Origin of the sequence: Streptomonospora halophila, assembly GCF_039542725.1 — a bacterium.
Taxonomy (GTDB): Bacteria; Actinomycetota; Actinomycetes; order Streptosporangiales; family Streptosporangiaceae; genus Streptomonospora; species Streptomonospora halophila.
Window position 1 is genome coordinate 63,636 of the sequence record NZ_BAABIK010000019.1, and the last position, 26,096, is coordinate 89,731.

A 26,096-nucleotide genomic window follows, 5' to 3' on the forward strand; every position below is an offset into this window, starting at 1 on the left:
GGTCCCACCCACCAATGCACGAGGAGCACGACATGAAACTCTGCTGGATCGACGTCCGCGGCACCGGCGAGCTCGCGAAGGCGATCATGGAGGAGTCCGTCCACCAGCGCGTGGACGCCGTGGTCAGCGACGACCTGGACGACCTGGTACAGCTGCCGCCTACCGTCAAGCGCGTCTACCTCGCCTTGGGAGAGGCGTTGCCCGAGGACCTCACCGGCGCCGACCTGGTGGTGGTCGACCACGCCCGCGGGATCACCACCCGCGAGCTCGCCGAGCACCACCCCGGAGTCGAGTTCGGCGTCTACGTGGAGATCGTCGATCCGGCCACACTCGAGGCCGCATGCGAGGCCGCTCGAACCGAAGCGTTCAGCCTCCTGGACTTCCGCGACCCCACCAAGATCCCCCTGGAGATCGTGCTGGCCGCCGCCGCCCGCGCCGAGGGCAGCATCATCACCCGGGCCGGCGACGTGGAGGAGGCCGAGATCATCTTCGGCGTCCTGGAGCACGGGTCGGACGGCGTGATGATGGCCCCCGGCTCCGTAGGCGGCGCCACCCGGCTGCGGGAGGCCGCCTCCGCCCAGGTGCCCGACCTCGGACTCGTCGAGCTGGAGGTCACCGACGTCGCCCACGTCGGCATGGGCGAGCGGGCCTGCGTGGACACCTGCACCTACTTCGGCGAGGACGAGGGCATCCTCGTCGGCTCCACGTCCAAGGGAATGGTGCTGTGCGTCAGCGAGACCCACCCGCTGCCCTACATGCCCACCCGTCCGTTCCGCGTCAACGCCGGGGCCATCCACTCCTACACCCTGTCGAAGAACGGGCATACGAACTATCTGAGTGAACTGCGCGCCGGAGGCTCCGTCATGGCCGTCGACACCGCGGGACGGACCCGGATGGTCACCGTCGGCCGCGTCAAGATCGAGAGCCGACCGCTGCTGTCGGTCAACGCGGTCTCGCCCGAGGGAACCGTCGCCAACCTCATCCTGCAGGACGACTGGCACGTGCGCGTCCTCGGGCCGGGCGATCGGGTGCTGAACTCCACCGAGCTCAAGCCCGGCGACACGGTGCTCGGCTACCTGCCCACCGAGGACCGGCACGTGGGCTACCCGATCGCCGAGTTCTGCCGCGAGCAGTGAAGGAGCCGGCCATGACCGCCGAACCGCCGTTCGACCTCAGGTGGAACACCCTCGACGAACTCGCCGAGATCCAACGCAAGCGGCTCCCCCGAGTGATGGAGTGGGCGTCCGCATCACCCTTCTACCGCGACCGGCTCGCCACCGCGGGCGCCTTTCCGACCGCCGCGGACCTGAGCGGCCTCCCCCTCACCACCAAGCAGGACCTGCGCGCGGGCCGGCCCTTCGGGATGCTCGCCGTCGACCGGAGCCGGCTCGCCACCTACCACGAGTCCAGCGGGACGGCGGGGCAGGCGACCCCGTCCTACTACACCCGCGAGGACTGGGACGACCTCGTGGAGCGGTACGCGCGCAAGTGGGTGGGAATCACCGCCGAGGACACCTTCCTGGTGCGCACTCCCTATGCCCTGATGCTCACCGGCCACCTCGCGCACGCGGCCGCACGGTCGCGGGGCGCGACCGTGGTGCCCGCCGACAACCGCTCGGCGGCCACACCGCTCGCGCGCACCGTGGAGGTGATCAGGGAACTGGAGGTCAGCCTCACCTGGTCGATGGCCACCGAAACGCTGCTGTGGGCGGCCGCCGCCGAGACGGCGGGCCTGGACCCGCGCACCGACTTCCCCGGGCTCCGGGCGCTGTTCGTCGGCGGAGACCCGCTGACGGCGGCCCGGCGCCGCCGCATCAGCGACATCTGGGGAGTGCCGGTCGTCGAGGAGTTCGGATCAACGGAGACGGGCAGTCTCGCGGGGCAGTGCCCGGCGGGAAACCTGCACCTGTGGGCCGACCGGGTGCTGTTCGAGGTCGTCGACCCCGCGACCGGCGCCTCGTCACCGGAGGGCAGCGGGCACCTGGTGGTGACACCGCTGTACCGGGAGGCGATGCCCCTGCTCCGGTACGACCTCGAGGACGACGTGGAGGTGTCCTACGCCGGGTGCTCCTGCGCGTGGCCGCTGCCGACCGTGCGGGTCCTCGGCCGGGCCGCCCTGGACCACAGCGTCGCGGGCACCCCCGTCACTCAGCACGATCTGGAGGAGGCCGTGTTCTCGCTCCCCGCCGCGTACGGGGTGGTCTTCTGGAGGGCCCGGACCGGCGCAGAGCGCCTGACGCTGGAGTTCGAGGTCGCCTCTGAGCACCGCGAAGCCGCCCGGGCCGCAGTGGAATCGGCCGTCGGCGGGAGACTGGGCGTACCCGTCGACGCGCGCCCGCTCGCCCCGAGGACACTCGTCCCGTATGAGGCGCTCACCCGGTCGCAGGACGTCATCAAGCCGCGCAGCCTCTTCGCCGCGCACGAGGACTGGGACCGGGCGCTGCTCTACTACTAGGCGGTGTGCAGCGACCGTTCGCGTGAGGACCGGAGCCCCGCTCACACGTGCCGCGGGCTGCCGACCAGGCAGAACCTGGACGGCGGTGCCGGCATGTGTGGGAGGCTCCGGTGCCTTCGACGTACTCGACCGGGCGCCTGCGCGGCCTCGGCGAGGCGGGCCGGGGTGCGGACGGAGACGGCCGCCTCGTGCCCGTCGGCCGCCGGCGCGTTCGCGGTGCCGTGTGGTGTCCATGCGTCAGATCTCCTTGGCGGTGCGACCCAGGCGGATCGCCGAGATGAGGAAGAAGATGCCGCCGAGGACCGCATAGCCGCTGACACCGGCGATGTTGCCGCCGCCCTGGACGGCCTGGGCGAGGAACGAGGCTCCGGCCAGCACGGAGATGCCGCCGCTGAGCATCTGCGGCACCTGGCCGCCATAGCGCCGGCTGCGGACGGCGGTGACGAGCTGGGGGATGCCGGAGCCGATCGCCCACGCACCCCAGACCCCGAGCGCCGCGGCGACGGCCACGGTCGACGCCGCACCGAGGGCGATGGCCACGACGACGCTGACCACCACGTTGATCCACCCCGCGGCCTTCGACCGCCCGGAGTCCGGGTCGGCGCGGAGCTGCCACAGGACGGCTCCCGCGTCGAACAGCGGATAGGCGACCAGCACGACCGCCAGAAGGGGGCCCGTCATGGTCGAGGCGAGGAAGAGGAGCGCCGCCCAGACGACGGCGAACGCGAACCGGATGAGGTACAGGCGCCGCAGCGCGCTGCCGTAGGTCGACAGGGAAGCGGTCTCGGACACGGTCATGATGTTCTCTCTGTTTCTGTGCAAGGCCGTCAGGCGGCGGTGGTGCTGAGGACGGCGGGGACGTTGCCGCGCGTCGCGGCGGAGTACGGGCACACCTCGTGTGCCGCGGCGGTGAGGCTCTCGGCCGCTTCGACGGCGATCCCGCCGCCGATGTGCACCCGCAGCGCGGCGCTCCGGGCGAATCCGCCGGATTCCGTGGCGGTCACCGAGACCTCGGCGGCCACGGTGGAGTCGACAAGGACACCTTGCGCTGCGAGGCCACGAGCTTGAGTGCCGAATGGAAGCACGACGACCAGCCCGCGGCGAGCAGCTGCTCGGGGTCGGTCGCGCCGCCGAGGCCGCCCATCGGGACGGGCGGGGCGAGCGTCACATCGAGCAGGCCGTCGTCGGTGACCGCGCGGCCTCCTGCGCGGCCGTCCCCGGTCGGCGTGGCGGTCGCGGTGTACAGCGGTACGGACATCGTCTCCCCGTTCACTATGTAGGGTTACTAGTACGTCTACATGACTCACAATAGCCCGTCCCCATCACCGGCACAACCGGCCCGGCCACGGCCGCGCGGACTGGCGGCCGCCGATTCGGTCAGCCCGACCGGTTCGGGTGCATGCTCTCGTCGAGCCACCGAGCCAGGCGCGACGCCTCAGTGCGGCCGCCGCGCCAGGCCAGGTGGGCATCCGGCCTCACGAGCCACAGCTCCCGCCGACCGTGGCGGGTCTCGAAGTCGAGGGCCGCGACGGCGTCGCCGAGGCGTCCGCGCGCCTCGGTGAGATGGTCCGCGCCGTCTCCAGCGGGGGCCAGCAGCGCCCACTGCGCGCCGAGTTCGGCGTGCAGGCGGGTGCGGGTGCCGTCGGGACGGGTGCAGGGCAGGTCCGGGACGCGGTCGCCCTGGCGCGGCCGGCCTCCCGACCGGTAACGGGTGCCGCGCGCCAAGGGGCCGTTGCGGTAGGTGACCCACAGCTGGGACGCGAGGCGGCTGGCCCGCCGCTGCACGGACGGCATCGCGGCGAGCGGCACCAGCACCCGCCTCCTGAGGAACCGCATCAGCGGAGTGTCACCGACCTGCAGGCGGGTCGCGGTCGTGGTCCGCGCCAGCACGCCGGTCGCCAGTGGGCGGCGCTCGGCCTCGTAGGTGTCCAGCAGCGCGTCCGCGGACAGCCCGCGAACGACCAGTGCCAGTTTCCAGGCGAGGTTCTCCGCATCGCCCATGCCGGTGACCATGCCCTGCCCGCCGAGCGGGCTGTGGATGTGGGCCGCGTCGCCGACGAGGAGGACCCGGCCCCGACGGTAGGTATCGGCCAGTCGGCGGTGGACGCGGAAGACCGAGGTCCAGACCGCGTGCTCGATGCGGATGTCGGTTCGTCCGGTGCGCTCGGGCACCAGCCTGCGAATCCGCTCCAGGACCTCCTGCTCGCCCTGCACACTGTCGCCGCCGGCCGGGTCGTAGACCATGAACCGCCACAGGTCGTGCGCACGGCCGACCTCGCGCATCGGCACGGCGAAGAACGGGCCGTCCCGGTGCGGCCAGCCGTGCCCTCCCGCGCGATCGACCGGCATGTCGGCGTGCACGTCCGCCAGCAGGAACGGTTCGGTGAGGCGGACACCGGGAAACCCGATGCCGGCCAGCTTGCGGACGGTGCTGTGGGACCCGTCGCAGCCGGCCAGCCACCGGCATCGCACCGTCCGGCCGTCGTCGAGCACGCCGGTCACGCCGTGCCCGTCCTGGGCGGCGTCGACCAGAGCGGTACCCCAGTCGATGCCGGCGCCCAGCTCGTGCAATCGGCGCCGCAGCTCCGCCTCGATGTCGGCCTGCGAGACGTACAGCGCCGGGCGGGCGGTGCCCAGTCCGTGGTCACCGAAGCGGACCGTGATCGCCGAGCGCCCGTCGAGGTACTGCGTGACGGTCAATGCGGTCAGCGCACGTTCCGGCAGCTCGCCGAGGGCGCCGAGCCGGTCCAGCACCTCGGCCCCGCGTGCGTGCAGGATGTTGGCCCGCGAGGTCGACGCCGGTCCCGGGGCCGCGTCCACCACGCGAACCGAGACCCCCTGCAGGCGCAGCGCGCAGGCCAGCGCCAATCCGGCAGGGCCGGCACCGACCACGAGTACATCGGTATCCGGTACCGCGTCCACCATGTCCACGACGGCTCCCAGCGCACCTGAAACCAACAAGACGGAACGGTTTCGTTCCATTCAGCAGCCTAGGCGTACCGCTTCTCGGAACGCAACCGTTCCGTCTCGGATTAGACTTGCGGTAATGAACGAACGGAGCCGATCACGACCGGCAAGCGGAGGAGCGCAGCTGCGCGAGCGCGTCACGGACGCGATCACAGCGGCCGTCCGGGACGAACTGGCCGAGTCGGGTTACCTCGGCATGTCCATGGAGGCGGTGGCCCGGCGCGCAGGGGTCGGCAAGGCCGCCCTCTACCGCCGTTGGGCGTCCAAACAGGAGATGGTCGAACACATCGTGGCCGACCTGGCCGGGCATGCCGTGCCCATCCCCGACACCGGGTCCCTGCGCGGGGACGTCAGCGACTATGTCGCGCACGCCACCGCGTTCCGGCAGGACATGCGCACGACCCGCATCATCGCCGACCTCGGGGCCGAGGCCGTCCGCAACCCGCGCCTCGCACACTCCTTCTACGCGGCGCTGCGCGAACCCCGCCGCGCGGCCGGCGCCGCCATGCTGCACAAGGCGGTGGAACGGGGCGAACTTCCCGTGGACGTGGACGTCGACCTCGCCCTGGACTGCCTGGTCGGCCTCGCCTACGCCCGCCCGCAGACCCTCACGGCCGCCGGCGAACCGGTCGATCCCTACCCCGAACCGCGGCTCGTCGACGTGGTCCTGACCGCGCTCGCCGCCTGCCACCGCTGACTGCCCGGTGCGGTGTTCCCCGGTTCCCCCGGCGGGCGCCGCTGCGGAGGGCCGGGGAGGCGGCGGCGACCGTGCTGTGACGTGGCCGCCATGGATGCCGTGCTCCGCCGATGATCAGCCCGGTGCCGCCGGGGAGGAGCCGCGGCCGGCCGGCCCGGGGCGGGCCCTCCGCAGCCCAACCGCCGTGATCGGGGCTTTCGTTGACGGCCGGTCGCCGCTCCGGCTCCTGGCGGAAGGGTCACTTTCCATGCGCCCGGTCCGTCCTGGTCAAGATCCCGTAGGCGTCGGGTCGGCGCGTTGCGAGGAAGGGGAACAGGGTCAGCCAGTCCCGGCGCTGGTCGAGGTCGAGCGGCGCGACGAGCACGGCGTCGGCGTCCCGCGGTGCCGACACCAGCACGCGGCCGTAGGGGTCGGAGATGAACGAGGAGCCGTAGAAGGTGATGACGCCCTCGTCGCCCCACCGGTTGGGCACCACCATGAACGTGCCGTTCGCGATGCCGTTGCCCACGATCACCCGGCGCCACAGCGGCCCGGTGTCGAAACCGGGGTGGTCGGGCTCGGAGCCGATGGCCGTCGGGTAGACGAGGATCTCGGCGCCGGCGAGCGAGTACGCCCTGGCGACCTCGGGGAACCACTGGTCCCAGCAGGTCGGCAGGCCCAGGCGCGCAGGCTCCTGCGCGCCGGCCACGGGCAGTTCGACAACGGGGTGGGGATCGGGCTCGGCCGGCCCGCCGCGGAAGTAGTGGTCCTCGTAGTACCCGGCGGTCACGGGAATGTGCAGCTTGCGGGTCCGGCCGAGCAGCGTGCCGTCGGGGTGGACCAGGATCGCCGTGTTGTAGCCGCGGCCGTCCGGTCCGTCCGCGCGTTCGAAGAGGGATGCGTGCACCGCGACGCCGACGTCGGCCGCGGCCGTGGCGGCGAAGGAGTAGGTCGGACCGGTCTGCAGGTCCTCGGCCGCCGCGGCGGCCTCGCCGGTCGGCCGCGTATCGGCGGGGTAGCGCGAAAGCGTCAGCTCGGGCAGGCACACCAGGCTCGCACCGGCGCGGGCGGCCGTGCGGATGCCGGTGGTGAGCGCCCGGAGGTGCTCGGCAGGGTCGGTGTGCCAGCGCGTCTGCACCAGCCCGACGGTCAGCGGGGCGCGGCTCGGCTCCGCCACCCTGGCCGGGGAATCCGTGGATTCGGCGGTGATCAGCTGCATCGGTTCCCCTCTCAGGAGCTGGTCACGGGTCGACCGGCGGGCCGGCGGGCTGCTGCTGGGTGATGCAGTGGACGCCGCCGCCGCTGGCGAAGATCTCGCGCGCGTCGACCAGCTCGATCGCGCGGTCGGGGTAGGCGGCGGCGAGCACATCGGCTGCGCGGGCGTCGTGCGGATCGTCGAAGGCGCCCAGGACGACGACGCCGTTGGCGACGTAGTGGTTGATGTAGGAGTAGTCGACCGGGCGGCCGTCGCCGTCCTCGAGCACCGTCGGTCCCGCTACCTCGATCACCTCCAGCGTTCGGCCTTCGGCGTCGGTACTGTCGCGCAGAAGCTCGGCGATCTCGCCGGTGACGTCGTAGTCCGGGTGCGCCCGATGGGTCTGCATGTGCACCGCGACCGTTCCGGGGCGCACGAACGTCGCCACCATGTCGACGTGCCCCCGCGTACCGAACTCGTCGTAGTCGCGGGTCAGCCCGCGCGGAAGCCAGATCGCCTTCGTCGTGCCGAGCCTGGTGTGCACCTCGGCCTCGACGTCGGCGGCGCTCCAGCCGGGGTTGCGGTCCGGGTCGAGCTGGACGGTTTCGGTGAGCAGCACGGTGCCCTCGCCGTCGACGTGGAAGCCGCCGCCTTCGGTCGTGAGCCGGCTCCGCTGCGCCGGGCACCCCGCCAGCGCGGCGACCTGCCCGGCGACGTGGTCGTCCCGCTCCCAACCGGCCCAGCTCTGGGCGCCCCAGCCGTTGAACACCCAGTCGACGGCGCCGAGTCCGGTGGGGCTGAGCGGGTCGCGGACGAAGGTGGGACCGCTGTCGCGCATCCAGGCGTCGTCCAGGGGCAGCTCGACCACCGTCACCGAGGGCGCGAGGAGAGGCTTGGCGGCCGCGCCCTGCCCGATCCCGGCGACCACGGTCACCGGCTCGTAGCGCGCGACGGTGTTCGCGACGTCCGCCCAGCGCCGTCTCGCCTGCTCCAGCGTCGGCGCGCCCTCCTCGCCGAAGGTGTCGTTCGGTGGCGGGAAGGCCAGCCATGTTCGCTCATGTCTGGCCGTCTCCGCGGGCATGAGCGGCCGTGGAGTCGGCATGATCCTCCAGTCGTCGGATCAACCCGATGATAGCGACGCGACGACTGAATTAGAAGACTGAAAGCCCGATGCCCACGGAATCACTTGAATCGAGCACGCTTTGCGGCGCAGGCTCGCTGCCACGGCGCCAAGGCTGCCGTTGGTCGACGCGGTCGCGCTCGACGACCTCGCAGCGCGGTGCGCGCAGTTCCATCGCTACAGCTCCCCGCTGACCGTCGCCCCGCCGCGCATCCGTGCCCTGCCCGGCATCCCGGTCAACCCCATCGCCGCGTTCTGACAGCCCGACCACGCGAACGCGACCGACCGGCCGGCCGCCCGGACGATCTCGGCACGCCACCGCCACCGCAGGGGCCGGGGCGGGGTGCGGGCACGGCACGCACCCCGCCCCGGGCCCGGCCGCCGTCCAGCGGCTACATCTCCTCGTGGACGTCCGGATCTCCGCCGAACAGGCGCCCGTCGTCGCGGGCCAGGCCGCTGATCGCGGAGACCTCGGCATCGGTGAGCTCGAAGCCGAAGAGGTCGAGGTTCTCCCGCTGCCGCTGCGCGTCCGTCGACTTCGGGATGGGCAGCGCGCCGAGCTGCAACTGCCACCGCAGGATGGCCTGCGCCGGCGTGACGCCGTGCGCGGCCGCGGCTTGGGAGACCGGCTGCTCGGAGAAAGGGGCGCTCCGCTTGCCCAACGGGCTCCACGATTGCGTCTGGACGCCCAGCTTGGCGTTGACCTCGCGCATCGCGGCCTGCGGGAAGTAGGGGTGCAGCTCGATCTGGTTGACGGCGGGTGTGACACCGGTGTCGTCGATGACGGCGCGCAGGTGCCGCTCGGTGAAGTTGCTGACGCCGATGGAGCGCACCAGGCCCCGCTCGCGGAGGTCCACCAAGGCGCGCCACGCTTCGAGGTACCTGCCGACACTCGGATTGGGCCAGTGGATCAGGCACAGGTCGAGGTAGTCGGACCCGATCCTGCGCAGCGAGCCTTCGACCGACTCCACGGCCGAGGAGTACTCGTGGTGCCGCCCCGGGATCTTCGTGGTGATGAGCACGTCCTCCCGCGCCACACCGGAGGCGCGCACCGCCTGGCCGACCTCCTCCTCGTTCCCGTAGTTGACGGCGCTGTCGAGCAGCCGGTAGCCGGACTCCAGAGCCGTGCGCATCACGGCCACCCCGTCGTCACCGCGAAGCGAGACCGTGCCGAAACCCACCACCGGAAGCGAACCGCCGTCGTTCAGTTCGTAAGAGTCAATCGCGATCATGATCCCACCCTAGCCCCGCCCCCGCGACGCGACCGGGAGCACGGACGCGGACGCGGACGCGGACACCCGAGAGGTGAGTAGAGAGTCGACGGGCATGGGGGGCGGCGGGAAGCCGCGTCTGCGGTCGGAATCGTCCGCGCGGCACCACCCGAGGGCGGCCTGCCGCCGGACGCGGACCGAGAGGACGTCGCACTGGAACCGACGCTGCGCCTGCAGGACGCCTCAGAAGCGGTCGGCGACCGGAGATGGCGCCTTTCTGGGCCGGTGCGGACGCCGGTCCCGATCCGATCGACGGCTCAGGGCCGAGGCGGCGGCGCGGGCGGTCGCGGTGTGCGGCGACCACCACGCCGAACCGAGTGTGGCGATGCGCCGGTCGCCTGGACCGTGCCCCGGGGCGCCACACCTCGCGGGTGGGGGCTATGAGGGCGGCGGCGAGCGCCTCGCAAGGTGGCACCGCCGAGGGTCCTGCGCTCCCCGGGGCCCGGCCGGGGAACGGGACGAGGACTGGCTACGATGACCCGGTGACCGCCTCTCCCCCATCCCTCCGGCAGCTGTCGGCCATCCCCGCTCTGCCGGCGCTCGCCTTCCTCGCCCTGCTCCCGGGCGAAGCCCAAGCCGACGTCGAGCCGCCCGCCACGCCGGCCGAGCACTACGCCGAACTGCTCGCGGAGGAGCCCGAGGGTGCCGCGGTCGTGGTCGACGGAGCCGTCGGCGGAACGCTGAAGCCCGAGGAGATGACCAACGAGCTCCACACCACCTTCGGCAGGCTGGATCTGCCGTACTACATCGTGGTGACCCCCTTCCTCGGGCCGGGCTCAGCGGTCGGGGACGAGAAGATCGCGCCGGCGCTGCACGACCGCCTGGGCTCCGACGGGGTGTATGCGGTCATGGGGCCGCAGGGCAGCGTGCTGGAGATCGAGTCCTACGGGGTCGAGGCCGACACGGACACCGCGCTGCACGTGGCGCTCACCGACCCCGGGCTCCGCTACGACGACCCCGCGACCGAGGTGGCCGAGGTGATCGTCGCAGCGCTGGAGAACCCGGCCGCGGCCGAGGAACTGCAGGCCGAACGCGAGCGGCCCTGGCCGTTCCGCGCGGATGTCCTCGCCGGGCTGCACCCGAGCCGTCCCGATGGCCCCGAGACCCTCGGGTTCCTGGTCGGAGCCGTCGGCGGAGCGGCCGTGGCCGTCGGCGGGTGGCAGGTCTGGCGGCTGGCGCGCCGCGGGCGCCTCCGCCCGGCCGCGGCCGTCGGGGTGGGCGCCGTGGCCGTCGCCGTGGGGGCGGTGAGCGCGCCGGCGGGGTGGGTGGCCGCAGCGCCCGCCGGTGACCACGAGACGCCCGACGCCGAGGAGTCGGCCCGTATGGAGGAGCCCTACGTCATCTCCACCGGGCGCGTGGCGCATGTCGCCCGGGCGCTGGGCGACGACCCCCTCTACGTCGACCCGCTGGTCCGGCTGCCGCGCGAGGGGCTGGACGACGTCGCCGAGGAGATCGGCCGGGCGCCGGTGCCCGTGTACGCGGCGGTGGTACCGCTGGACGCCGACGACGAGTCCGGCGGCGACCACGAGGTGCTCGCCGCCGCGCTGGCGTCGCTGGCCGAGCGCGAAGGCGTCTACCTCGTCGCCGGGCGGGACGTCGGCGGCGCCACCGGTGTCGGGGCCGCCACCCACGGTCTGGGGGCCGACTACTCCTTCGCCTTCGCGATGCAGCGGATCGAGGCGGCCGACCCGGCGGGTGCCCTGCATCAGGCCGTCGCCGCGCTCGACGACGTCGAACTCACCGGCGGCGGTTCGTACACGCCGCAGTTCACCGAGCAGGAACTCGGTATCCCGGCTCCGCGCATGGAGCGCTACTGGGCGGAGGGTGTGGCCCCCGGGCTCTTCGCCTTCGGCCTGCTCGTCGCCCCTGCGGCCATCGCCCTGGTCTGGCTGCTGCTGTACGCCCGCAAGATGTGGCGCGGCGGCGGCACCGTCGTCGGCGACCGCGCGCTGCGCCGCCTGGCGGGGCGCGAGACCGCGCGGCTGCGCGCGCTGCTCGCGCGCCCCGACGGCGGCCCGCCCGAGGCGCTGCTCCCCCAGGCCGACGCCGCGCTGCTGACCCTCGACGGCCGACCGCGGACCCTGGACCTGCTGGGCGTGGTGGTCCTCGCACGGCGGGTGCTGGCCGAGGCGGAGGATGCCGGCGGCTCCCGGCGGGAGCCGTGCGCGGTGAACCCGCTCCACACGTGGGCCACCGAACGCAGCCGTACCCGGGTGGGCCGCAACGGCAACGCCAAGGTGTGCGCGCGCTGCGCGGCACTGCGCCCCGAGGTGCGTTCCGCCGGCGTGCTGCGGCTGCGGTCCGGCGGAACCGCGCACGCCTACGACTCCAAGCCGAACGACCCGTGGATCCGCCACCGCTTCGGCGCCGACGCCCCCGCCTCCATGGTCGAGGCACTGTTGAAGGAGCACCATGTCAGCTAGGGTCCGAGCCGTCGCGATGCTGACCTCGCTGGCGATGCTTCTCAACCCGGTCGCAGCCGACGCCGCGGCGTCGCCGGACTCCGGCCCGGACTCCGGCCCGGGCTCCGGTCCAGGCTCCGGCTCCGGCTCCGGCGGTGCGGCTTCCACCCCCGCCGAGGAGATCGCCGAGTCCCTGGCCGACTCCCCGGTCCACGTGGACCCCGCCTACGACACCGCCTTTCCCGAGGCCGAGCGCGAGCGCATCGCGGACCTGATCGCGCAGGGGCCGCTCGACCTGTACGTCGTCGCGATTCCCCTGGCCACGGGCGACGCCTGGGACGGCGACCCCGAAGCGCTGCTGACCGCCGTGAACGACCGCATGGGCGGCGGCACGCGGCACATGCTGGCCTACGAGCAGGCCTTCGAGGGCAGCCTGACCGGCGCTGACTTCGGCCCGGACAGCTCGGATGAGGCCTTCTACGGTGCCCTGACCTCCGATGCCCTGCACCGGGAGGACGACGGGGTCTCGATCGCCGACCGGGTGGAGTCGGCCGTGGAGACCGCCAACTCCGCGGACCCCGCGGCCGCCTACGAGAAGGCATCGGCCGACTACGAGCCGCCTACCTCCTCCCGGCTCGCGAGCCTGCCCCCGTGGGTGCTGTGGGCCGGGCTCGCGGCCCTGGTGCTTCCGGCGGCCGGGGTCGGGCTTCTCCTGCTGCGCCGCCGCCGCGCCTCCGCAGCCGTTCCCCAGCACGCCGCCTTCGACAACGCCGACCGGGCGCAACTGGAAGCCCTCATGGAGCGCGGCGAGCGCGACCTCATCGAGCTCGGCGAGCGGCTCAGCGCGGCGACCGGGGTGTCCCCGCGCCACCTGTCGCGCGCTCTGGACGCGCGTGATGCCGCCGCGCGGGTCCACGACCGGATGAAGGCCGACGGACCCGCACTGGCCGAGGCGGTCGGCGTGCTCGTCCTGCTGGACCTGGCCGAGGACGCGCTGGCAGGGCGCGACACGCCGCGCCGCCCCTGCTACGCCAACCCGCTGCACGGCAGCCGGACCCGCCCGGTGCAGTGGCGGGAGTTCGGCGGCAGCCGCAGCATCCGGGTGCCGCTGTGTGCTGCGTGCGCCAAGGCGGTCGACAAGCGGGTCCGGCCGACGGTGCTGCCGGCCGAGCACGACGGGCGCACGGTGCCCTACTACGAGGTGCCCGCGGACGACAGCGTGTGGGCGGCGACCGGGTTCGGCACGCTCACCGGCGACCTCGTGCACCGGGTTCTGAGCGGGCAGCGCCGGTGAAGGCTACGGCGCCCCGCGCAGAGCCGCGAGGACGGCGCCGGCGGCGCCCCGGCGGTGTTGCCGGTGAGCCGCGGCACGGGAACGGCGGAGCGCAGAGCCGCCGCCCCCGGGTCCGCCCCGGCGAGCCCGGGCGCGGTGGGGACCGCCCGTGGGGGCGGTCGGATGGGTCGTCGCCAGCGGTGCCCTCCCCGGACGCCGATGCCGACGTACCCACGACCGCAACGCCCCGTCACCACCGGGTAGGGCCGCCCCTGACGGTCCCGCCGGGGACGCGTGGCGCGGAATCGGCTCGCGACGCTAGGGGTGCAGGACGATCTTGCCCACATGGCGCCTGCGGGCGAGTTCCTCCTGCGCGCGAGCGGCCTGGTGCAGCGGGAACACCGCGGCGACAACGGGCTGGATCCGGGCCTGACGGGCCAGGTCCATGAGAAGGCCGAAGTGCGTGGGCGTGTGCATCGCGGAGCCGATCACCTGCGCGTTGTGCAGATAGAGGCGGCGCACATCGAAGGCCACGTCGTACCCGCCGAGCGCGCCGGCGACGACCCACCGGCCGCCTTCGCGCAGCAGCGGCAGTCCCTCACTCACCAGATTCCCGGCGACGACGTCGAGTGCGACGTCGACGCCCTCCGGGGCGGCGGCGCGGATCTGCTCCGGGACGTCTCGTGCGCGGTCGATCATCACGTGTGCGCCCGCCTCGCGCACCGGACCGATCTTGGACCCGCTGCTGACGGCGAGCACCCGCGCGCCGCGGGCGCGGGCGATCTGCACCAGCGCCAGGCCGACGCCGCCGGACGCTCCCGAGACCAGGACGGTCTCCCCCTCCCGCAGCCGTCCCCGCTCGATCATGCCCAGCGCCGTGCCGTAGGCGGTCGGCAGCGCCGCGAGCTGGTCGTCCGTGAGCGGTGACTCCGCCATGTCGTGCACGCGCTGCGCAGGAGCGGTCACGTACTCGGCGTAGCCGCCGTCGCGTTCGCTCCCCATGAGGCCGATCGGGTTCGCGTCCGGCCCATCTGCGTCGTAGATCGCCGGGTCGACGACCACTCGCCGACCGGTGAGGCGCTCGTCGGCCCCGGCCCCGACCGCCACGACCCGGCCTGCAACGTCGGCGCCCTGGATGCGCGGGAAGTCGATCGGACCCCGCCAGCCCGACAGCGCCTCCGGGTCTCCCGGGCGGCCATAGGCGCCCTCGCGGGTCCACAGGTCGGTGTTGTTCAGTGCCACCGCGCTGACCTGGACCAGTACCTCCCCCGCCTGCGGCGTAGGCGCGGCCGCCTCCACCGGCTCCAGGACCTCCGGCCCTCCGTGCTCTGCGATCCGCACTGCGCGCATGGTCTCGCACACCCCCATCGCCGAATTAGGTATACCGGTCGGTATACATCACCATGGTACACCGATCGGTAAAGGACCCCGAGTAGGACGGCGCACTCCGTCGACCGCTGACATATGTCATGCCCGAGCCGTACGAGGCGCGGAGAGAACCGGTGATCCGTGACACTCAGTCACGGCGCTGCTCCGCCCTAGGGGAGCATGGACCACAACGACGGCCGCCGTCCCTCTCTTCCACCCTCGCCTCCGCCCGCACGGTCGGACGGCGCGGCCGACGCGGTCCGCGCGGCCCCGGGTACGGGAGCGGTGCGGACGCCTCAGCACCCGCCGGCCGATCCGGCTGACCCGGCCGATGCGGCCGGTGCGGCCGATGCGGCCGATCCGGACCCGCGCGGCCGCGGTCGCCGCGATCGCGGCGGTGGTGTGGCTGCGCACGCGCAGGACGGGACCGGCTCTGACCGCCGGGCCCGCACCGACCGCACCGACCGCACGACAACGGACATGAGCGGTCCGCCGGCGGCCGTGCGGGCGGGTGGGAGAGGATGGGCGGGTGCTGACCGATGCCCTCCTCGGCCTGACCGGTGTGGCCGGTGCCCTGCTGGCCGCCTGGGCCCTGCTGCTCCTCGCCCTTGTGGTGATGCGCCCCGCTGGGATGTCTGCGGCCGAAGGACTGCGGCTGATGCCGGATCTGCTGCGCCTGCTGCGCAGCCTGGCGGCCGACCGGTCGCTGGCCTGGACTGTCCGGCTCCGCGGATGGGTCGCGCTCGCCTACGTCGTCAGCCCGATCGATCCGGTGCCCGACTTCCTGCCCGTGATCGGACTCGTGGACGAGGTCGTCGTGGTCGCCGTGCTGCTGCGCTCGATGATCCGCCGGGCCGGGCCGCAGGTCGTCGGGCGCCACTGGCGCGGCACCGCGCAGGGGCTGGCCGTCGTCCACCGGCTCTGCGGCCTCCCCTCGGCGCCGCCCGCATCAGGCTGACCGGGGCATCTCCCGGATCGCTCAGCCGTGCCCGAACCTCCGCACACAGCCACCCCACCTACGGGAACCGCCTGCGCCCTGCCCGGTCGCCGCTGTCCGCGCTCGGGCTGTTCGCCGGAGTCGGCGTGCTCCCGCTTGCGGTGTGGGGCTGCTCCGCCGGGCGCTCGCGCCGCGCCGAGCGGACCGCCGCCGGGCGCCGCTTGGCACCCGCGGGGCGGCGGCCGGGGGCGGCGCCGGCCGCCGGCCCGGAGTCAGAAGTGCACCGTGACGGTCTTGGTCTCGGTGTACGCGTCCAGAACCTCGATTCCGTGCTCGCGCCCGATGCCGGACTGCTTGAAACCGCCGAAGGGCACGGTGCCGGCGCTCATGTCGGCGAAGGCGTTGATCCAGACGGTTCCGGCGCGCAGGCGTGCGGCGGTGCGGTGGGCCCGTTCGAGGTCCGCGGTCCACACGGAGGCGGACAGGCCATAGACGGTGTCGTTGCCCTGTGCGACGGCGTCCTCGGCGTCGGTGAACGTCATCAGCGACGCCACGGGGCCGAAGACCTCCTCGCGTACCACGCGGGCGTCGCTGCCGACGCCCTCGACCAGCGTGGGCGGCATGTACAGGCCATCACCGGTACGGCCGGCCGTCTCCAGAGAGCCTCCGTCCTCGCGGGCCGCCTCCAGGTAGGACGACACCCGTTCGAAATGCGGCCGCGAAGCCAGCGGCCCCATGCGCGTGTCCGGGTGGAAGGGGTCCCCGAGGGTGTAGGTGTGCATCTCCCGGACGAGCAGCTCGCGGAACCGATCGCGGACGGACTCCTGCACGAAGATCCGGCTTCCGGCGACGCATCCCTCACCACTGCCCTGGGCGAATCCGGCGACGGCCCCCTTGGCGGCGGCCTCGAGGTCCGCGTCGTCGAAGACGATCGTGGGCGACTTGCCGCCCAGTTCCAGCGTCACCCGCTTGAGGTCCGTGCTGGACGCCTCCAGAATGCGCTTGCCCACGGTCAGCGAACCGGTGAAGGAGATCTTGTCGACGTCGCCGTGGCCCGTCAGCGCCTCCCCTGAAGCGGCACCGCCGGTGACGATGTTGACGACGCCGGGCGGCAGGTCCGTGGCCGTCAGCAGCTCACCGATCCGCAGTGTTGACAGCGGCGACCAGGCCGCGGGCTTGGCGACCACGGTGTTGCCGGTCGCGAGCGCCGGACCCAGCTTCCACGCCAGTTGCAGGACCGGGCCGTTCCAGGCGGTGATCGCGCCGACGACACCCAGCGGCTGGCGCAGGGTGTAGCTGAACACCGTCGGGTCCGACGGCGCCGTCTGCCCGTAGATCTTCGTCGGCCAGCCCGCGTAGTGCCGGAACACCTCCACCGAGTGCTCCACCAGCCAGCGGGTCATCCACAGCGGACCGCCCATGTCGAGCGAGTCCAGCACGGCCAACTCCTCAGCGTGCTCCTCCAGCACGTCGGCGATCTGGAGCAGCACCCTGCTGCGCTGATAGGGGGTGATGTCCGCCCACGACGGGGCTTCGAAGGCGCGGCGGGCGGCGGCGACCGCCAGGTCCACGTCGTCTTGCCCGGCTAAGGAGACGCGGGCCAGCGCCCGTCCGGTGGTGGGGTCGACGGTCTCGAAGGTCTCGGCGGAGCGCGGCGCGGTCCAGGCGCCGTCGATCAGCAGGTGCTTGGCCTCGCCGTCGAGGAAGGCGGGAGCCGGGCGTTCGGCGGCGTCCATAGTGAGCGGGGCGGTCATGGCTGCTCTCCTGCGCTAGAAAAACGAACTGGTTCGTTCGCTCCGGTCGACACTAGAACAGCCGTGTCCGGATGGCAAACGAACCAGTTCGTTTACACTGGAGGCATGGACAAGGGACAGGCCAGTCGGCGGCGCCTGCTGGACGCGGCCACCGTCGAGTTCGCCGCTCACGGCATCGCCGGCGCGCGCGTCGACCGCATCTCGGCCGAGGCGAGGGTCAGCAAGGCGCAGATGTACGCCTACTACGGCGGCAAGGCGGAGCTGTTCGACGCCGTCCTCGCCGACCAGGTCGCCGGTGTGCTCGACGCCGCACCGCTGACCGCCGAGGACCTGCCCGGCTACGCCGTCCGCCTCTACGACGCCTACCTCGCCTATCCGCAACTCGTACGCCTGGCCACCTGGGCCCGCCTGGAGCGCTCCTCCGCCGGCCATCTGTTCTCCGCGGAGGCCGAAGAGCCCAAGCTCCAGGCCATCGCCGACGCCCAGCGCAGCGGTCACATCGACCCCGCCCTGCCCGCGGCCGATGTGCACTCCATGGTCATCTCCATGGCCATGACCTGGTCGCCGACCAGCCTTACCTACGCCGCCACCGCGGCCGACCCCGGCAGTGACCACGACCGCCGCCGGACCAGCCTGGCCACCGCCGTCAGCCGCGCCTTCTCCCCGTGACCGCACCGCCGGAAGCCCCGCGACCGGCCTGAGCGCGCGGCAGCGGCCGGCCGTTCGGTCGGCCGGCCGCCGGCGTCAGCACCCGGCCGCGGCGCGCATCGCTCGCGGCGGCGGCGATGCCGCCTTTGGGGAACGGCTTCGCCGCTTCTGCTCGCTTATCCGGCGCCCCGCCGATCAGAACGCGGCATCCGTCCGAGTCGGGAGGCCCGGCGACCGTCCCTGCCGGGCGTCGCGCCCGGTTCGGCTGCTTGGCGGGTGAAGCACGGAAGGACTCAGGCATGCAGGGTGGGCCGGTAGACGCACTCGTTGATGTGTCCGTCGAGCGTCCGGCTCTCGACCAGCTCGAGGTCGAAGTCGGCGGCACCCTGGAAGAGCGGGTCCAGCCCGGTCCGACCGGTGATCACGGGGAAGAACGTCACCTGCAGGCGGTCGACCAGGCCGGCGGCCATCAGCGCCCGGTTCGTCGACAGGCTGCCGTGCGAGCGCAGCGGCACGTCGGACTCCTCCTTGAGCCGGGCGACGACCTCGACGGCGTCGCCGCTCACGACCGTTGCGTCCGGCCAGTCGAGCGGTCCCTCCAGTGTGGTCGAGACGACCGTCGCCGGGAGGTTGCGCATCCGGGTGACCCACGGGTCGCGCACATCGGAGTCCTCGGTGCTCTCGGCCAGCATCCGGGCGAACAGCCGATAGGTGTTGGCCCCGAAGACCATCCGCTGCTCCTCGCCGTACAAGGCGAGGCGGTGGTCGAGCAGCTCGGGGCCCTGCTTGCCCCAGTAGCCGGTCCAGTCGCCGCCGGCGGCGCCGAAGCCGTCGATGCTGGAGAAGACGTCGAAGGTGTAGGTGGCGGCCATGGTGCTCTCCTCGGGTGGGCTCGGTCGGCCTGTGCAATGACAGACCGGAATCCGCGGCGGGACTCATCGCCGTTGGCCCTCCCCTCCGAATTGCCGGAGTCGGGCACGATCCCGCTGAGAGTCACCACCCGGCGTGCCGGCGGCACGGCGGCGCGGAGGACCGCGTCGTCGCAGACCGCGGGCCGCGGCGCGGGCTCGGGTGTCGGCCGCTGCCGAGGGCGCTCCGCGTCGGCCAGGGCCGATCCCGCGCCGGTGCGGCGGGGATGCGGGCGCATTGGGCGCCGACCCGCGACTGCGGGCCGGCGCCCGATGCCGCCGGGCCCCTGGCCGGGGCGCCTGATCAGCCGCGGTCGACCAGAATCTGCCCGTCGGTGACGCTCTGGCCGGCCAGGCCGCTGCCGTAGTTGGCCTCGACCCGCGAGCGCTCGGAGGCGTCGGGGTAGGCGTTGGTGCAGTCCACGCCGCCGGTGGAGCCCGACATCAGCGACGAGCACGGACCGGGCTTGACGTCGGGCAGGCCCAGGCTGTGGCCGAGCTCGTGTGCGGCGATGCGCACCGCGTCGTAGCCTTCGGCGGTGCCTTCGCGGCCCATCCAGACGGTGACCTGCCCGCCCGGGCGCACCGGGCCCAGATGGGCGCGGGGCCAGCCGTCGTCGGCGACGATGCGGATCTCGGCGCGCTCTCCGGCGGAGGCCGGCTCCAGGCGGACGTTGCCGACGCTGGAGTTCCACACGTCCACGGCCTCCGCGACGGCGGAGGTGTACTCCGCTGCCTGGCCGGCGTCGTAGTGCAGGACGGTCTGGCGCAGCGGCTGCGACCGCTCGGCGGGTGACGCGGCGGCCGGTGCGGCGCCCACCAGCGCCAGCGCGCTCAGAGTGATCAGGAGGGACGTAAGGATGCGTCTCAGCATGGGGGGCTCCCTGGGGGTGAGGGTGCTGATGCTCGGTGACCCGGTGGGGTCGGCCTGATGCTATTTGTAGTGACGTATCACCACAACGTGTCCAGACCGCCGAATTGCGACGCTGTGCGCCGTTCCGGAGGTCATGGGCGGCAGGGCCGCCGGGAATCCGCCGCAGGGACCCTCGCCCGGCGGCCGCACAGATCCAAGCCGCACACCCGCCCGCGCCCCCGGCCGCTCCCGCAGGGCGTTAGGAGTCCGGGAACCATGACAGGAGGCGGCCCCGCGACCAGGAGCGGCCGACGGCCTCGGCATGCAGAGCCGAGTGCTCGAACACCGCCAGGCCGAGGATGCTGTGGCCTGAGGCCCGGCGATCCCCCAGTGTCGGTATCGTCGGCGCGACTCCGACCCCCTCGGCCGACACCCACGCCACGGACCGGCCGAGCGCCGCTTCGTCGAGGCGGTGCAGGAAGCGCAGGCGGCTCTCCAGCGGCAGGCGCGAGAGCGCCCACGTCGTGGTGACGACGGGCAGGGCGTCCGGGGGCACCCGGGCGAAGGCGTCGGGCAGCGCCTCGACGGTGTCGCCTGGCAGCAGGATCGGCGGCTCCGCCGCCGCCAGCGCCGTCTCCGCTTCGAGCCTCGCCAGCCGCTCCGCGAGATCCGGCCGGTCCGGCCAGAGGCAGGCGCGCAGCCAGCGGGCGTCGTCCGCGTCGGTCACGTCGACCGGGTCGGGGTCGACGCCCACCCGGGCCACGACCTCGGGCATCGCCCGCGTCGGGACGGGCCGGTCCCCCACGACCGAGCACCGCGTCTGCACCGGAGACGACGGATCGCCCAGCGGCCGCCCGTCGCCGTAGGTGATGCCGACGCGGTCGACGTTGAGGTTGAACCCGGCCGAACAGCCCACGTCGATCAGGCCGACCGCGTTCGCGCCCGCCCGGCGCGCCGCCTCGGCGACGGCCGGATACAGCACGGCGCAGTGTCCGGTCTCGTCGGGCCGTGTCCGCCGGCGCGCAGCGATGGCCGCGACCGAGTCAGTCATCCGCAGCAGCGTGTCGATCGCCGCAGCGGCGGCGGCGTCGCCGTCCGCGGCGGCATAGGCCGCGGCGAGCGCCGGAGCGCGCCCGGCGAGGGCGAGATCGTGCAGCGCGGCGAGGACCACCGTCGGGTGCCGCCTGCGCGCCGGCGCCGCCTCGATGGCGCGCAGCGCCTCGTCGGACTCGCTCAGGGCGACGGCGACGCGCTCGTACAGCGGTGAGGTCGCGGCGGCGTCGACCTCACCGAAGCGGCGATACACCTGGGCGAGGGTGCGGGCCCTCCTCACGGGCCGGCCGCCCGCCTCGAACGCACGACTCATACGACTGGATCATATCGTTGAGGCGCCGATTGAGAGTTCGACCGCTATGACCGCGCCACAACGCCGAAAAGCCTCAAACTTCGACGTACTCGTCCTCGCTTGCGTGCGCGGCACCGCTTCCCCGGTCCCTGCTAGCCGGGGCCTCCTTCCGCTCGACCGGCGGGGCTGCCTTCGTGGTCGTCGGCGAGCAGTTCGGCCAGCTCGGCCAGGATGCGGCCGTCGTCGGCGGTGAGCTCGACCTCGTCGCCGTGGCGGGCGCCCAGCGCCATCAGACCGAGGACGCTGGCGGCGTCGACCGGGGTCCCGGCCTCGCCGTCGTCGACCTTGGCGATGCGGACCGGGCCCTCGTACCGGGCGGCGGCTTCGGCCAGCAGTGCCGCGGGGCGGGCGTGCAGTCCCACGGGCGAGGCGATGGTGACACGTCGGTGCATCGGGGGGTCCTTCCGGCTGTCGGAGTCAGGCGGTGGCCGCGACCGGTTCGCTGGCGGGGTTCCGTTCGCCGCGGCCGATGCTCTTGGCCAGCAGGACGGCGGCGGTGGAGACCGCGATCCCGATGAGGATCGCGGCCAGGTACGGCAGCGGGGCGCCGACCAGCGGCAGGACGAACACGCCCCCGTGCGGGGCCATGAGGGTGCTGCCGAAACCGATGGCCAGGGCCCCGGCGGTGGCCGAACCCACGACGATGGAGGGGATGACCCGCAGCGGGTCGACCGCGGCGAAGGGGATCACGCCCTCGGTGATGAAGGAGGCGCCCAGGAGCCAGGCCGGCCGGGCGCTGGCGTGCTCGGCGGGGCTGAACAGGCCGCTCTTGATCTTGGTGGCCAGCGCCAGGGCGATGGGCGGTGTCATGCCCGCGGCCATGGCGGCGGCCATGATCGCGTGCGCGGTCTCGCTGCCGGTGGAGAGCCCGCCGACGGCGAAGGTGTAGGCGACCTTGTTGACGGGGCCGCCCATGTCGAAGGCCATCATCGCCCCGATGAGCGCGCCCAGCAGGATCGCGTTGGTACCGGTCAGGCCGTTGAGCCAGCCGGTGACGGCCTGCATGACCACCGCCACGGGCTCGCCCACGACCACGAACATCAGGGCGCCGACCACGGCCGACCCGAGGAGCGGCAGCACGAGCACCGGCATCACCCCGGCCATGGCGCGGGGCACCGGGACTCGGCGCAGTCCGGCGATCACCGCGCCGGCGAGCAGACCCGCGAACAGGCCGCCGAGGAACCCGGACTCCACGGCCACGGCCGCCGCGCCGCCGACGAAGCCGGGGGCCAGGGCGGCCCGGTCGGCCATGGCGTAGGCGATGAAGCCCGCCAGGACCGGCACGAGGAAGTCCATCGCCAGGGTGCCGACCTGGTTGGCCAGCGCGGCCCAGCTGGTGAGGCTGAGCGCGTCGAAGTGCTCGGTGACCGGCGGGGCCTCGGTGATGTCGTAGCCGCCCAGGGCGAAGCTGATCGCGATGAGCAGACCGCCGGCGGCCACGAACGGGATGACGTAGCTGACCCCGGTCATGAGCCACTGCCGGAGGTTGCTCCCGAACCCTCCGGCGGCGGTCACCTTCGTCTCGGGCGCGGGCGTCGCCGCGTCCGGCGCGGCGCCTGCGGCGGTCGTCCGGCCGGGCCCTGCACCGCCCGGGGCCGCGGGCTCGGGACCGCTCCGCGCCGGGTCGGCATGTTCCGCGGCTTCGGCGGCGCGTTCGAGGAGGCCGGCGGCGTCGTTGACGGCCTGCTTGACCGTGCCCTCGACCACGGGCTTGCCCGCGAAGCGCTCACGGCCCTGCACGCCGACGTCGGCGGCGAAGACCACGGCGTCGGCCGCGGCGATGTCCGCGTCCGACAGGGCCGAGGTGCCGGCCGACCCCTGTGTCTCCACGGAGACCTCGTGCCCGGCGGCGCGCCCGGCCTGTTCGAGGGCTTCGGCCGCCATATAGGTGTGGGCGATGCCGGTGGGGCAGGACGTCACGGCCACGAACCTCACGGCGCCACCTCCGAACGGACGTAGTCGGCCGCGTGGGCGGGATCGTCGGCGGCCAGCAGGGTGCCGGTGAACTCGGAGCGCATGAGCCGGCGCGCGAGCGCGGCCAGCACGGCCATGTGGTCGGTGTCGCCGCCCTCGGGCGCGGCGATCAGGAAGATGAGGCGGGCGGGTCCGTCGTCGGCGCCGAAGTCCACGCCCTCGGCGCTGCGGCCGATGGCGAGGGTGGGGGCGGTGACTGCGGCCGAACGGCAGTGCGGGATGCCGATGCCTCCGGGGAGGCCCGTGGGCATCTGCTGCTCGCGCGCTTCGACATCGGCGAGGAACCGCTCCAGGTCGGTGACCCGGCCCTCAGCGCGCAGGCGTTCGGCGAGGGCGCGCACCGCGGCGCGGCGTTCGGTGGGCGCGAGGTCGAGATCGACCAGGCCGGTGGTGACGAGCTCGGTCATCGTGCTGCTCCGGTGAGGGTGAGGGCGGTGTCGACTGCGGTGACGCGCACACTGGCGGAGCGCGGATCCTGAGGACCGGGCATGCGGCTGCCCGGGAGTCCGACGGCGGCGGCGCCGTGCGCCACGGCGGCGCGCAGCGCCTCGGGGCCGGCGCCGCCGGCGCCGAGGAAGCCGGCGAGCAGGGCGTCGCCGGCGCCCACGGTGCTCACGATCACGGTGGGGGCGCTGCGGGCGTGCCAGGCGCCCGCGCCCTCGGCCAGCAATGCGCCGTCGGCCCCGAGGCTGACCAGGACCGCCCCCACACCGCGGGCGCGCAGGTCGCGGGCGACGTCGAGGACGGCACCGAGAGTGGGGAGGGGCCGCCCGGCGAGCTCGGCGAGTTCGTCGTGGTTGGGTTTGATCAGGTCGGGGCCCGCGGCCGCGGCGTGGGCCAGGGCCGGGCCGGAGGTGTCCACGGCCGTGCGCGCGCCCGCCCGACGCCCGGCCCGCACGAGGTCGGCGTGCAGGTGCTCGGAGCCGTCGGCGGGCAGGCTGCCGCAGGCGACGAGCCACTCGGCCCCGGCGGCCAGCTCGGCGGCGCGGTCGACGAGCTCGCGGGCCTCGCCGCTGTCGAGGGGGCTGCCGGACTCGTTGAACTTGGTGGTGGTGCCGTCGGCCTCGACCACGGTGACGTTGCTGCGGGTGGCGCCGTGCACGGGCACCTCGACGACCGGCACCCGCTCGTCCCGCAGCAGGGAGCCCAAGTGTGCGCCCTCGGGTCCGCCGCACGGCAGCAGGCTGGTGGTGGGCCGCCCCGCGGCGGCCAGGACGCGGGCGACGTTGACGCCCTTGCCGCCGGGGTCGAGGTCGGCGCGCAGGCCGCGGTGGACCTCGCCGCGCGCCAGCCCGGCCACCGCAATGGTGCGGTCCAGGCTGGGGTTGGGGGTGACGGTGACGATCATGCGATCACCACGTCGGCCCCGGTACCGGCGAGCTCCGCGCGGGCGCGGTCGTCGATCCCGCCGTCGGTGACGACGACGTCCATCTCCTCCAAGTGGGCGAAGCGGCTGAAGTGGTCGTCGCCGTACTTGGTGTGGTCGGCGAGCAGCACCCGGCGCCGGCAGGCGCGCACCATGGCGGCTTTGACGGCGGCCTCAGCGGGGTCCGGGGTGGTGCAGCCGCGTGCGTCGGAGAACCCGTTGGTCCCGAAGAAGCCGACGTCGACGGTGAGGCCGCCGAGGACGTCCTGGCCCCACGTGCCGACCGAGGCCAGCGTCGTCGCGCGGACCCTGCCGCCGAGCAGGTGGAGTTCGCAGCCGGGCCGGGCCACGAGCCGGTTGGCGGCGGGCAGGGAGTTGGTGACGACGGTGAGCTCGACGCCGTCGGGGACAAGCCCGGCCAGGCGGGCGGTGGTGGTGCCGCCGTCGAGCAGGACGGTGCCGCGCTCGGGCAACCGGTCGACGGCGGCGCGGGCGATGCGCTCCTTCTCCGCCTCGCTGGTGCGGTCGCGCAGGGTGACGCTGGGTTCGAAGTCCACGCGTTCGACGGGGATGGCGCCGCCGTAGACCCGGCGCAGCGCGCCCTGGCGTTCGAGCACCCCGAGATCGCGCCGGATGGTCTCCGGTGTCACGGCCAGTTCCTCGGAGGCCGACGACACGTCGACGCGTCCGTCCCGGCGTGCCCTCCGCACCAGCGACTGCCGGCGCTCGGCCCCGTACATGCCCGATTCCCTTCGGTTTCATGTTGGTTGCTGTTTGATTGTGCCCGTTGTTGCCAGGTTGTCAAGGGTCGGTGAGCGCGCAGACCGCCCAAGCGCCGGCCGCGTACCCCTACCGCCCCCGGTCCGCGCTCGCCGGCTCCCGGCGACCGCGCACCGGAGCCGCCGGCCTTCTCCGCGGCGGCCAGAACCGCCCGTCAGCAGGCTCTGGAGAATGGCCCGATGCACAGCGGAGACGACCGCCGCAATGCACGCGGAGGACTCGGAACCGCAGATATGAGCGTTACGGGAGTGACCGCGGACCGACAGTCGGAGTTTCCCGAAAATCCGTTTCCGACCTCGACCGATCCCCGCATACGGCACGCTCCGCCTTCGCGTCGGCCGCGGATTTTGGCGTCCTCGAAATCCCACCGGCACGCGCGTTCCGGTTCCATCCGGATTCAAACGTATTTTCCTGAGGATTCACGGGCACGCCCGCCGGAGCGGGCGCAGACAAGGCGCTGACGACCAATGTGACCTGCACCGACACCGCCCTATGCGCGTTCGGTGGCCACGCTGCGGATGGACGGTCGACCGGGGGTCCGCCACACGGGAAAGCGCTTTCGGTAACTCGCCGCGACTACCGAGGAGGATTCTAGAAACGGACGAATTTTGCAGGTCATCGGGCCGGCGAAGCACGAGCGACACACACCGGAGCGCACCGGTCTAGCTGATGAGCAGCATTAATATGCCATTGCCGGGATAACCGGAGGATTTGCGGATCATCGTCTGGACTTGACGGCTCTTA

Annotated in this window: 25 protein-coding genes; 8 read left to right on the plus strand and 17 right to left on the minus strand. The window is 73.3% G+C overall.

Translation table 11 applies throughout. From position 1 onward, the window contains the following. Positions 1-32: 32 nt before the first annotated feature. Together ABEA15_RS16770 and ABEA15_RS16775 are read left to right on the plus strand one after the other, a co-directional pair. Complete coding sequence (locus tag ABEA15_RS16770; protein ID WP_344144789.1) at positions 33-1,136, plus strand: 3-dehydroquinate synthase II family protein; 1,104 nt, start codon at positions 33-35, stop codon at positions 1,134-1,136. 11 nt (positions 1,137-1,147) lie between these two features. Further along, entirely contained in the window at positions 1,148-2,455 is a 1,308-nt protein-coding gene (locus ABEA15_RS16775) for a phenylacetate--CoA ligase family protein (RefSeq protein WP_345557404.1), read from the plus strand. Positions 2,456-2,692: 237 nt separating this feature from the next. Here ABEA15_RS16775 and ABEA15_RS16780 read toward each other — a convergent pair whose 3' ends face one another. The 4 genes from ABEA15_RS16780 to ABEA15_RS16795 form a co-directional block, all read right to left on the minus strand. Next, on the minus strand, positions 2,693-3,247 hold the full coding sequence (locus ABEA15_RS16780; protein WP_425579405.1) for a hypothetical protein: 555 nt from the start codon (positions 3,245-3,247) through the stop codon (positions 2,693-2,695). A 35-nt stretch (positions 3,248-3,282) separates the two neighbouring features. Further along, positions 3,283-3,459, minus strand: a complete 177-nt coding sequence (locus ABEA15_RS16785; RefSeq protein ID WP_345557408.1) for an OsmC family protein — start codon at positions 3,457-3,459, stop codon at positions 3,283-3,285. Then, positions 3,456-3,713, minus strand: coding sequence for an OsmC family protein (locus tag ABEA15_RS16790; protein WP_345557410.1), 258 nt, complete (start codon positions 3,711-3,713; stop codon positions 3,456-3,458). Before ABEA15_RS16790 ends, ABEA15_RS16785 begins: the two co-directional genes overlap by 4 nt. Before the next feature lie 119 nt (positions 3,714-3,832). Next, a complete protein-coding gene (locus ABEA15_RS16795) occupies positions 3,833-5,416 on the minus strand; it encodes an FAD-dependent monooxygenase (protein ID WP_345557412.1) in 1,584 nt (527 codons plus the stop codon). A gap of 85 nt (positions 5,417-5,501) precedes the next feature. On the opposite strand from ABEA15_RS16795, the gene ABEA15_RS16800 reads away from it, so the two are divergent. Next, positions 5,502-6,119, plus strand: coding sequence for a TetR/AcrR family transcriptional regulator (locus ABEA15_RS16800; protein WP_345557414.1), 618 nt, complete (start codon positions 5,502-5,504; stop codon positions 6,117-6,119). Positions 6,120-6,357: 238 nt separating this feature from the next. Here ABEA15_RS16800 and ABEA15_RS16805 read toward each other — a convergent pair whose 3' ends face one another. Together ABEA15_RS16805 and ABEA15_RS16810 are read right to left on the minus strand one after the other, a co-directional pair. Further along, positions 6,358-7,317 carry a nitrilase-related carbon-nitrogen hydrolase gene (locus ABEA15_RS16805; protein WP_345557416.1) on the minus strand — a complete coding sequence of 320 codons (960 nt, stop codon included), beginning with the start codon at positions 7,315-7,317 and terminating at the stop codon, positions 6,358-6,360. A gap of 22 nt (positions 7,318-7,339) precedes the next feature. Then, positions 7,340-8,395: an agmatine deiminase family protein gene (locus ABEA15_RS16810; protein ID WP_345557418.1), complete on the minus strand. Its 1,056-nt coding sequence runs from the start codon at positions 8,393-8,395 to the stop codon at positions 7,340-7,342. A gap of 139 nt (positions 8,396-8,534) precedes the next feature. On the opposite strand from ABEA15_RS16810, the gene ABEA15_RS16815 reads away from it, so the two are divergent. Further along, on the plus strand, positions 8,535-8,672 hold the full coding sequence (locus ABEA15_RS16815) for a hypothetical protein (RefSeq protein ID WP_345557420.1): 138 nt from the start codon (positions 8,535-8,537) through the stop codon (positions 8,670-8,672). A 133-nt stretch (positions 8,673-8,805) separates the two neighbouring features. Here the strand turns inward: ABEA15_RS16815 and ABEA15_RS16820 are convergent, their stop codons facing one another. Continuing rightward, complete coding sequence (locus ABEA15_RS16820) at positions 8,806-9,645, minus strand: aldo/keto reductase (protein WP_345557422.1); 840 nt, start codon at positions 9,643-9,645, stop codon at positions 8,806-8,808. 521 nt (positions 9,646-10,166) lie between these two features. On the opposite strand from ABEA15_RS16820, the gene ABEA15_RS16825 reads away from it, so the two are divergent. After that, positions 10,167-12,107 carry a hypothetical protein gene (locus tag ABEA15_RS16825; RefSeq protein WP_345557423.1) on the plus strand — a complete coding sequence of 647 codons (1,941 nt, stop codon included), beginning with the start codon at positions 10,167-10,169 and terminating at the stop codon, positions 12,105-12,107. Continuing rightward, positions 12,097-13,380, plus strand: a complete 1,284-nt coding sequence (locus ABEA15_RS16830; protein ID WP_345557425.1) for a hypothetical protein — start codon at positions 12,097-12,099, stop codon at positions 13,378-13,380. Before ABEA15_RS16825 ends, ABEA15_RS16830 begins: the two co-directional genes overlap by 11 nt. A gap of 297 nt (positions 13,381-13,677) precedes the next feature. On the opposite strand, the gene ABEA15_RS16835 is transcribed toward ABEA15_RS16830, so the two are convergent. Beyond that, on the minus strand, positions 13,678-14,709 hold the full coding sequence (locus tag ABEA15_RS16835; protein WP_345557427.1) for a zinc-binding dehydrogenase: 1,032 nt from the start codon (positions 14,707-14,709) through the stop codon (positions 13,678-13,680). A gap of 547 nt (positions 14,710-15,256) precedes the next feature. Here ABEA15_RS16835 and ABEA15_RS16840 point away from each other — a divergent pair. After that, on the plus strand, positions 15,257-15,685 hold the full coding sequence (locus ABEA15_RS16840) for a YkvA family protein (RefSeq protein ID WP_345557429.1): 429 nt from the start codon (positions 15,257-15,259) through the stop codon (positions 15,683-15,685). A 251-nt stretch (positions 15,686-15,936) separates the two neighbouring features. On the opposite strand, the gene ABEA15_RS16845 is transcribed toward ABEA15_RS16840, so the two are convergent. After that, positions 15,937-17,418 carry an aldehyde dehydrogenase family protein gene (locus ABEA15_RS16845; protein ID WP_345557431.1) on the minus strand — a complete coding sequence of 494 codons (1,482 nt, stop codon included), beginning with the start codon at positions 17,416-17,418 and terminating at the stop codon, positions 15,937-15,939. Positions 17,419-17,523: 105 nt separating this feature from the next. Here ABEA15_RS16845 and ABEA15_RS16850 point away from each other — a divergent pair, with 105 nt between their 5' ends. After that, positions 17,524-18,087, plus strand: a complete 564-nt coding sequence (locus tag ABEA15_RS16850; protein WP_345557433.1) for a TetR/AcrR family transcriptional regulator — start codon at positions 17,524-17,526, stop codon at positions 18,085-18,087. A gap of 272 nt (positions 18,088-18,359) precedes the next feature. Here ABEA15_RS16850 and ABEA15_RS16855 read toward each other — a convergent pair whose 3' ends face one another. The 8 genes from ABEA15_RS16855 to ABEA15_RS16890 all read right to left on the minus strand — a co-directional run bounded on the left by ABEA15_RS16855 (position 18,360) and on the right by ABEA15_RS16890 (position 25,312). Next, entirely contained in the window at positions 18,360-18,938 is a 579-nt protein-coding gene (locus ABEA15_RS16855; RefSeq protein WP_345557435.1) for a dihydrofolate reductase family protein, read from the minus strand. 340 nt (positions 18,939-19,278) lie between these two features. After that, a complete protein-coding gene (locus tag ABEA15_RS16860; RefSeq protein WP_345557437.1) occupies positions 19,279-19,848 on the minus strand; it encodes a snapalysin family zinc-dependent metalloprotease in 570 nt (189 codons plus the stop codon). A 238-nt stretch (positions 19,849-20,086) separates the two neighbouring features. Further along, positions 20,087-21,193 carry a DUF2332 domain-containing protein gene (locus ABEA15_RS16865; protein WP_345557439.1) on the minus strand — a complete coding sequence of 369 codons (1,107 nt, stop codon included), beginning with the start codon at positions 21,191-21,193 and terminating at the stop codon, positions 20,087-20,089. 131 nt (positions 21,194-21,324) lie between these two features. Beyond that, the gene (locus ABEA15_RS16870; protein WP_345557441.1) at positions 21,325-21,624 is read right to left on the minus strand and encodes an HPr family phosphocarrier protein; all 300 of its coding nucleotides are present in this window, start codon (positions 21,622-21,624) and stop codon (positions 21,325-21,327) included. 25 nt (positions 21,625-21,649) lie between these two features. Next, positions 21,650-23,167 (minus strand): PTS fructose transporter subunit IIC, encoded by a 1,518-nt coding sequence (locus ABEA15_RS16875; protein WP_345557443.1) that lies wholly within the window; start codon positions 23,165-23,167, stop codon positions 21,650-21,652. Further along, positions 23,164-23,613 (minus strand): PTS sugar transporter subunit IIA, encoded by a 450-nt coding sequence (locus ABEA15_RS16880; protein WP_345557445.1) that lies wholly within the window; start codon positions 23,611-23,613, stop codon positions 23,164-23,166. The genes ABEA15_RS16875 and ABEA15_RS16880 overlap by 4 nt, the downstream gene beginning before the upstream one ends. Beyond that, positions 23,610-24,554, minus strand: coding sequence for a 1-phosphofructokinase (pfkB, locus tag ABEA15_RS16885; RefSeq protein ID WP_345557447.1), 945 nt, complete (start codon positions 24,552-24,554; stop codon positions 23,610-23,612). The genes ABEA15_RS16880 and pfkB overlap by 4 nt, the downstream gene beginning before the upstream one ends. Beyond that, positions 24,551-25,312, minus strand: coding sequence for a DeoR/GlpR family DNA-binding transcription regulator (locus tag ABEA15_RS16890; RefSeq protein ID WP_344144833.1), 762 nt, complete (start codon positions 25,310-25,312; stop codon positions 24,551-24,553). Before ABEA15_RS16890 ends, pfkB begins: the two co-directional genes overlap by 4 nt. Positions 25,313-26,096 lie beyond the last annotated feature (784 nt).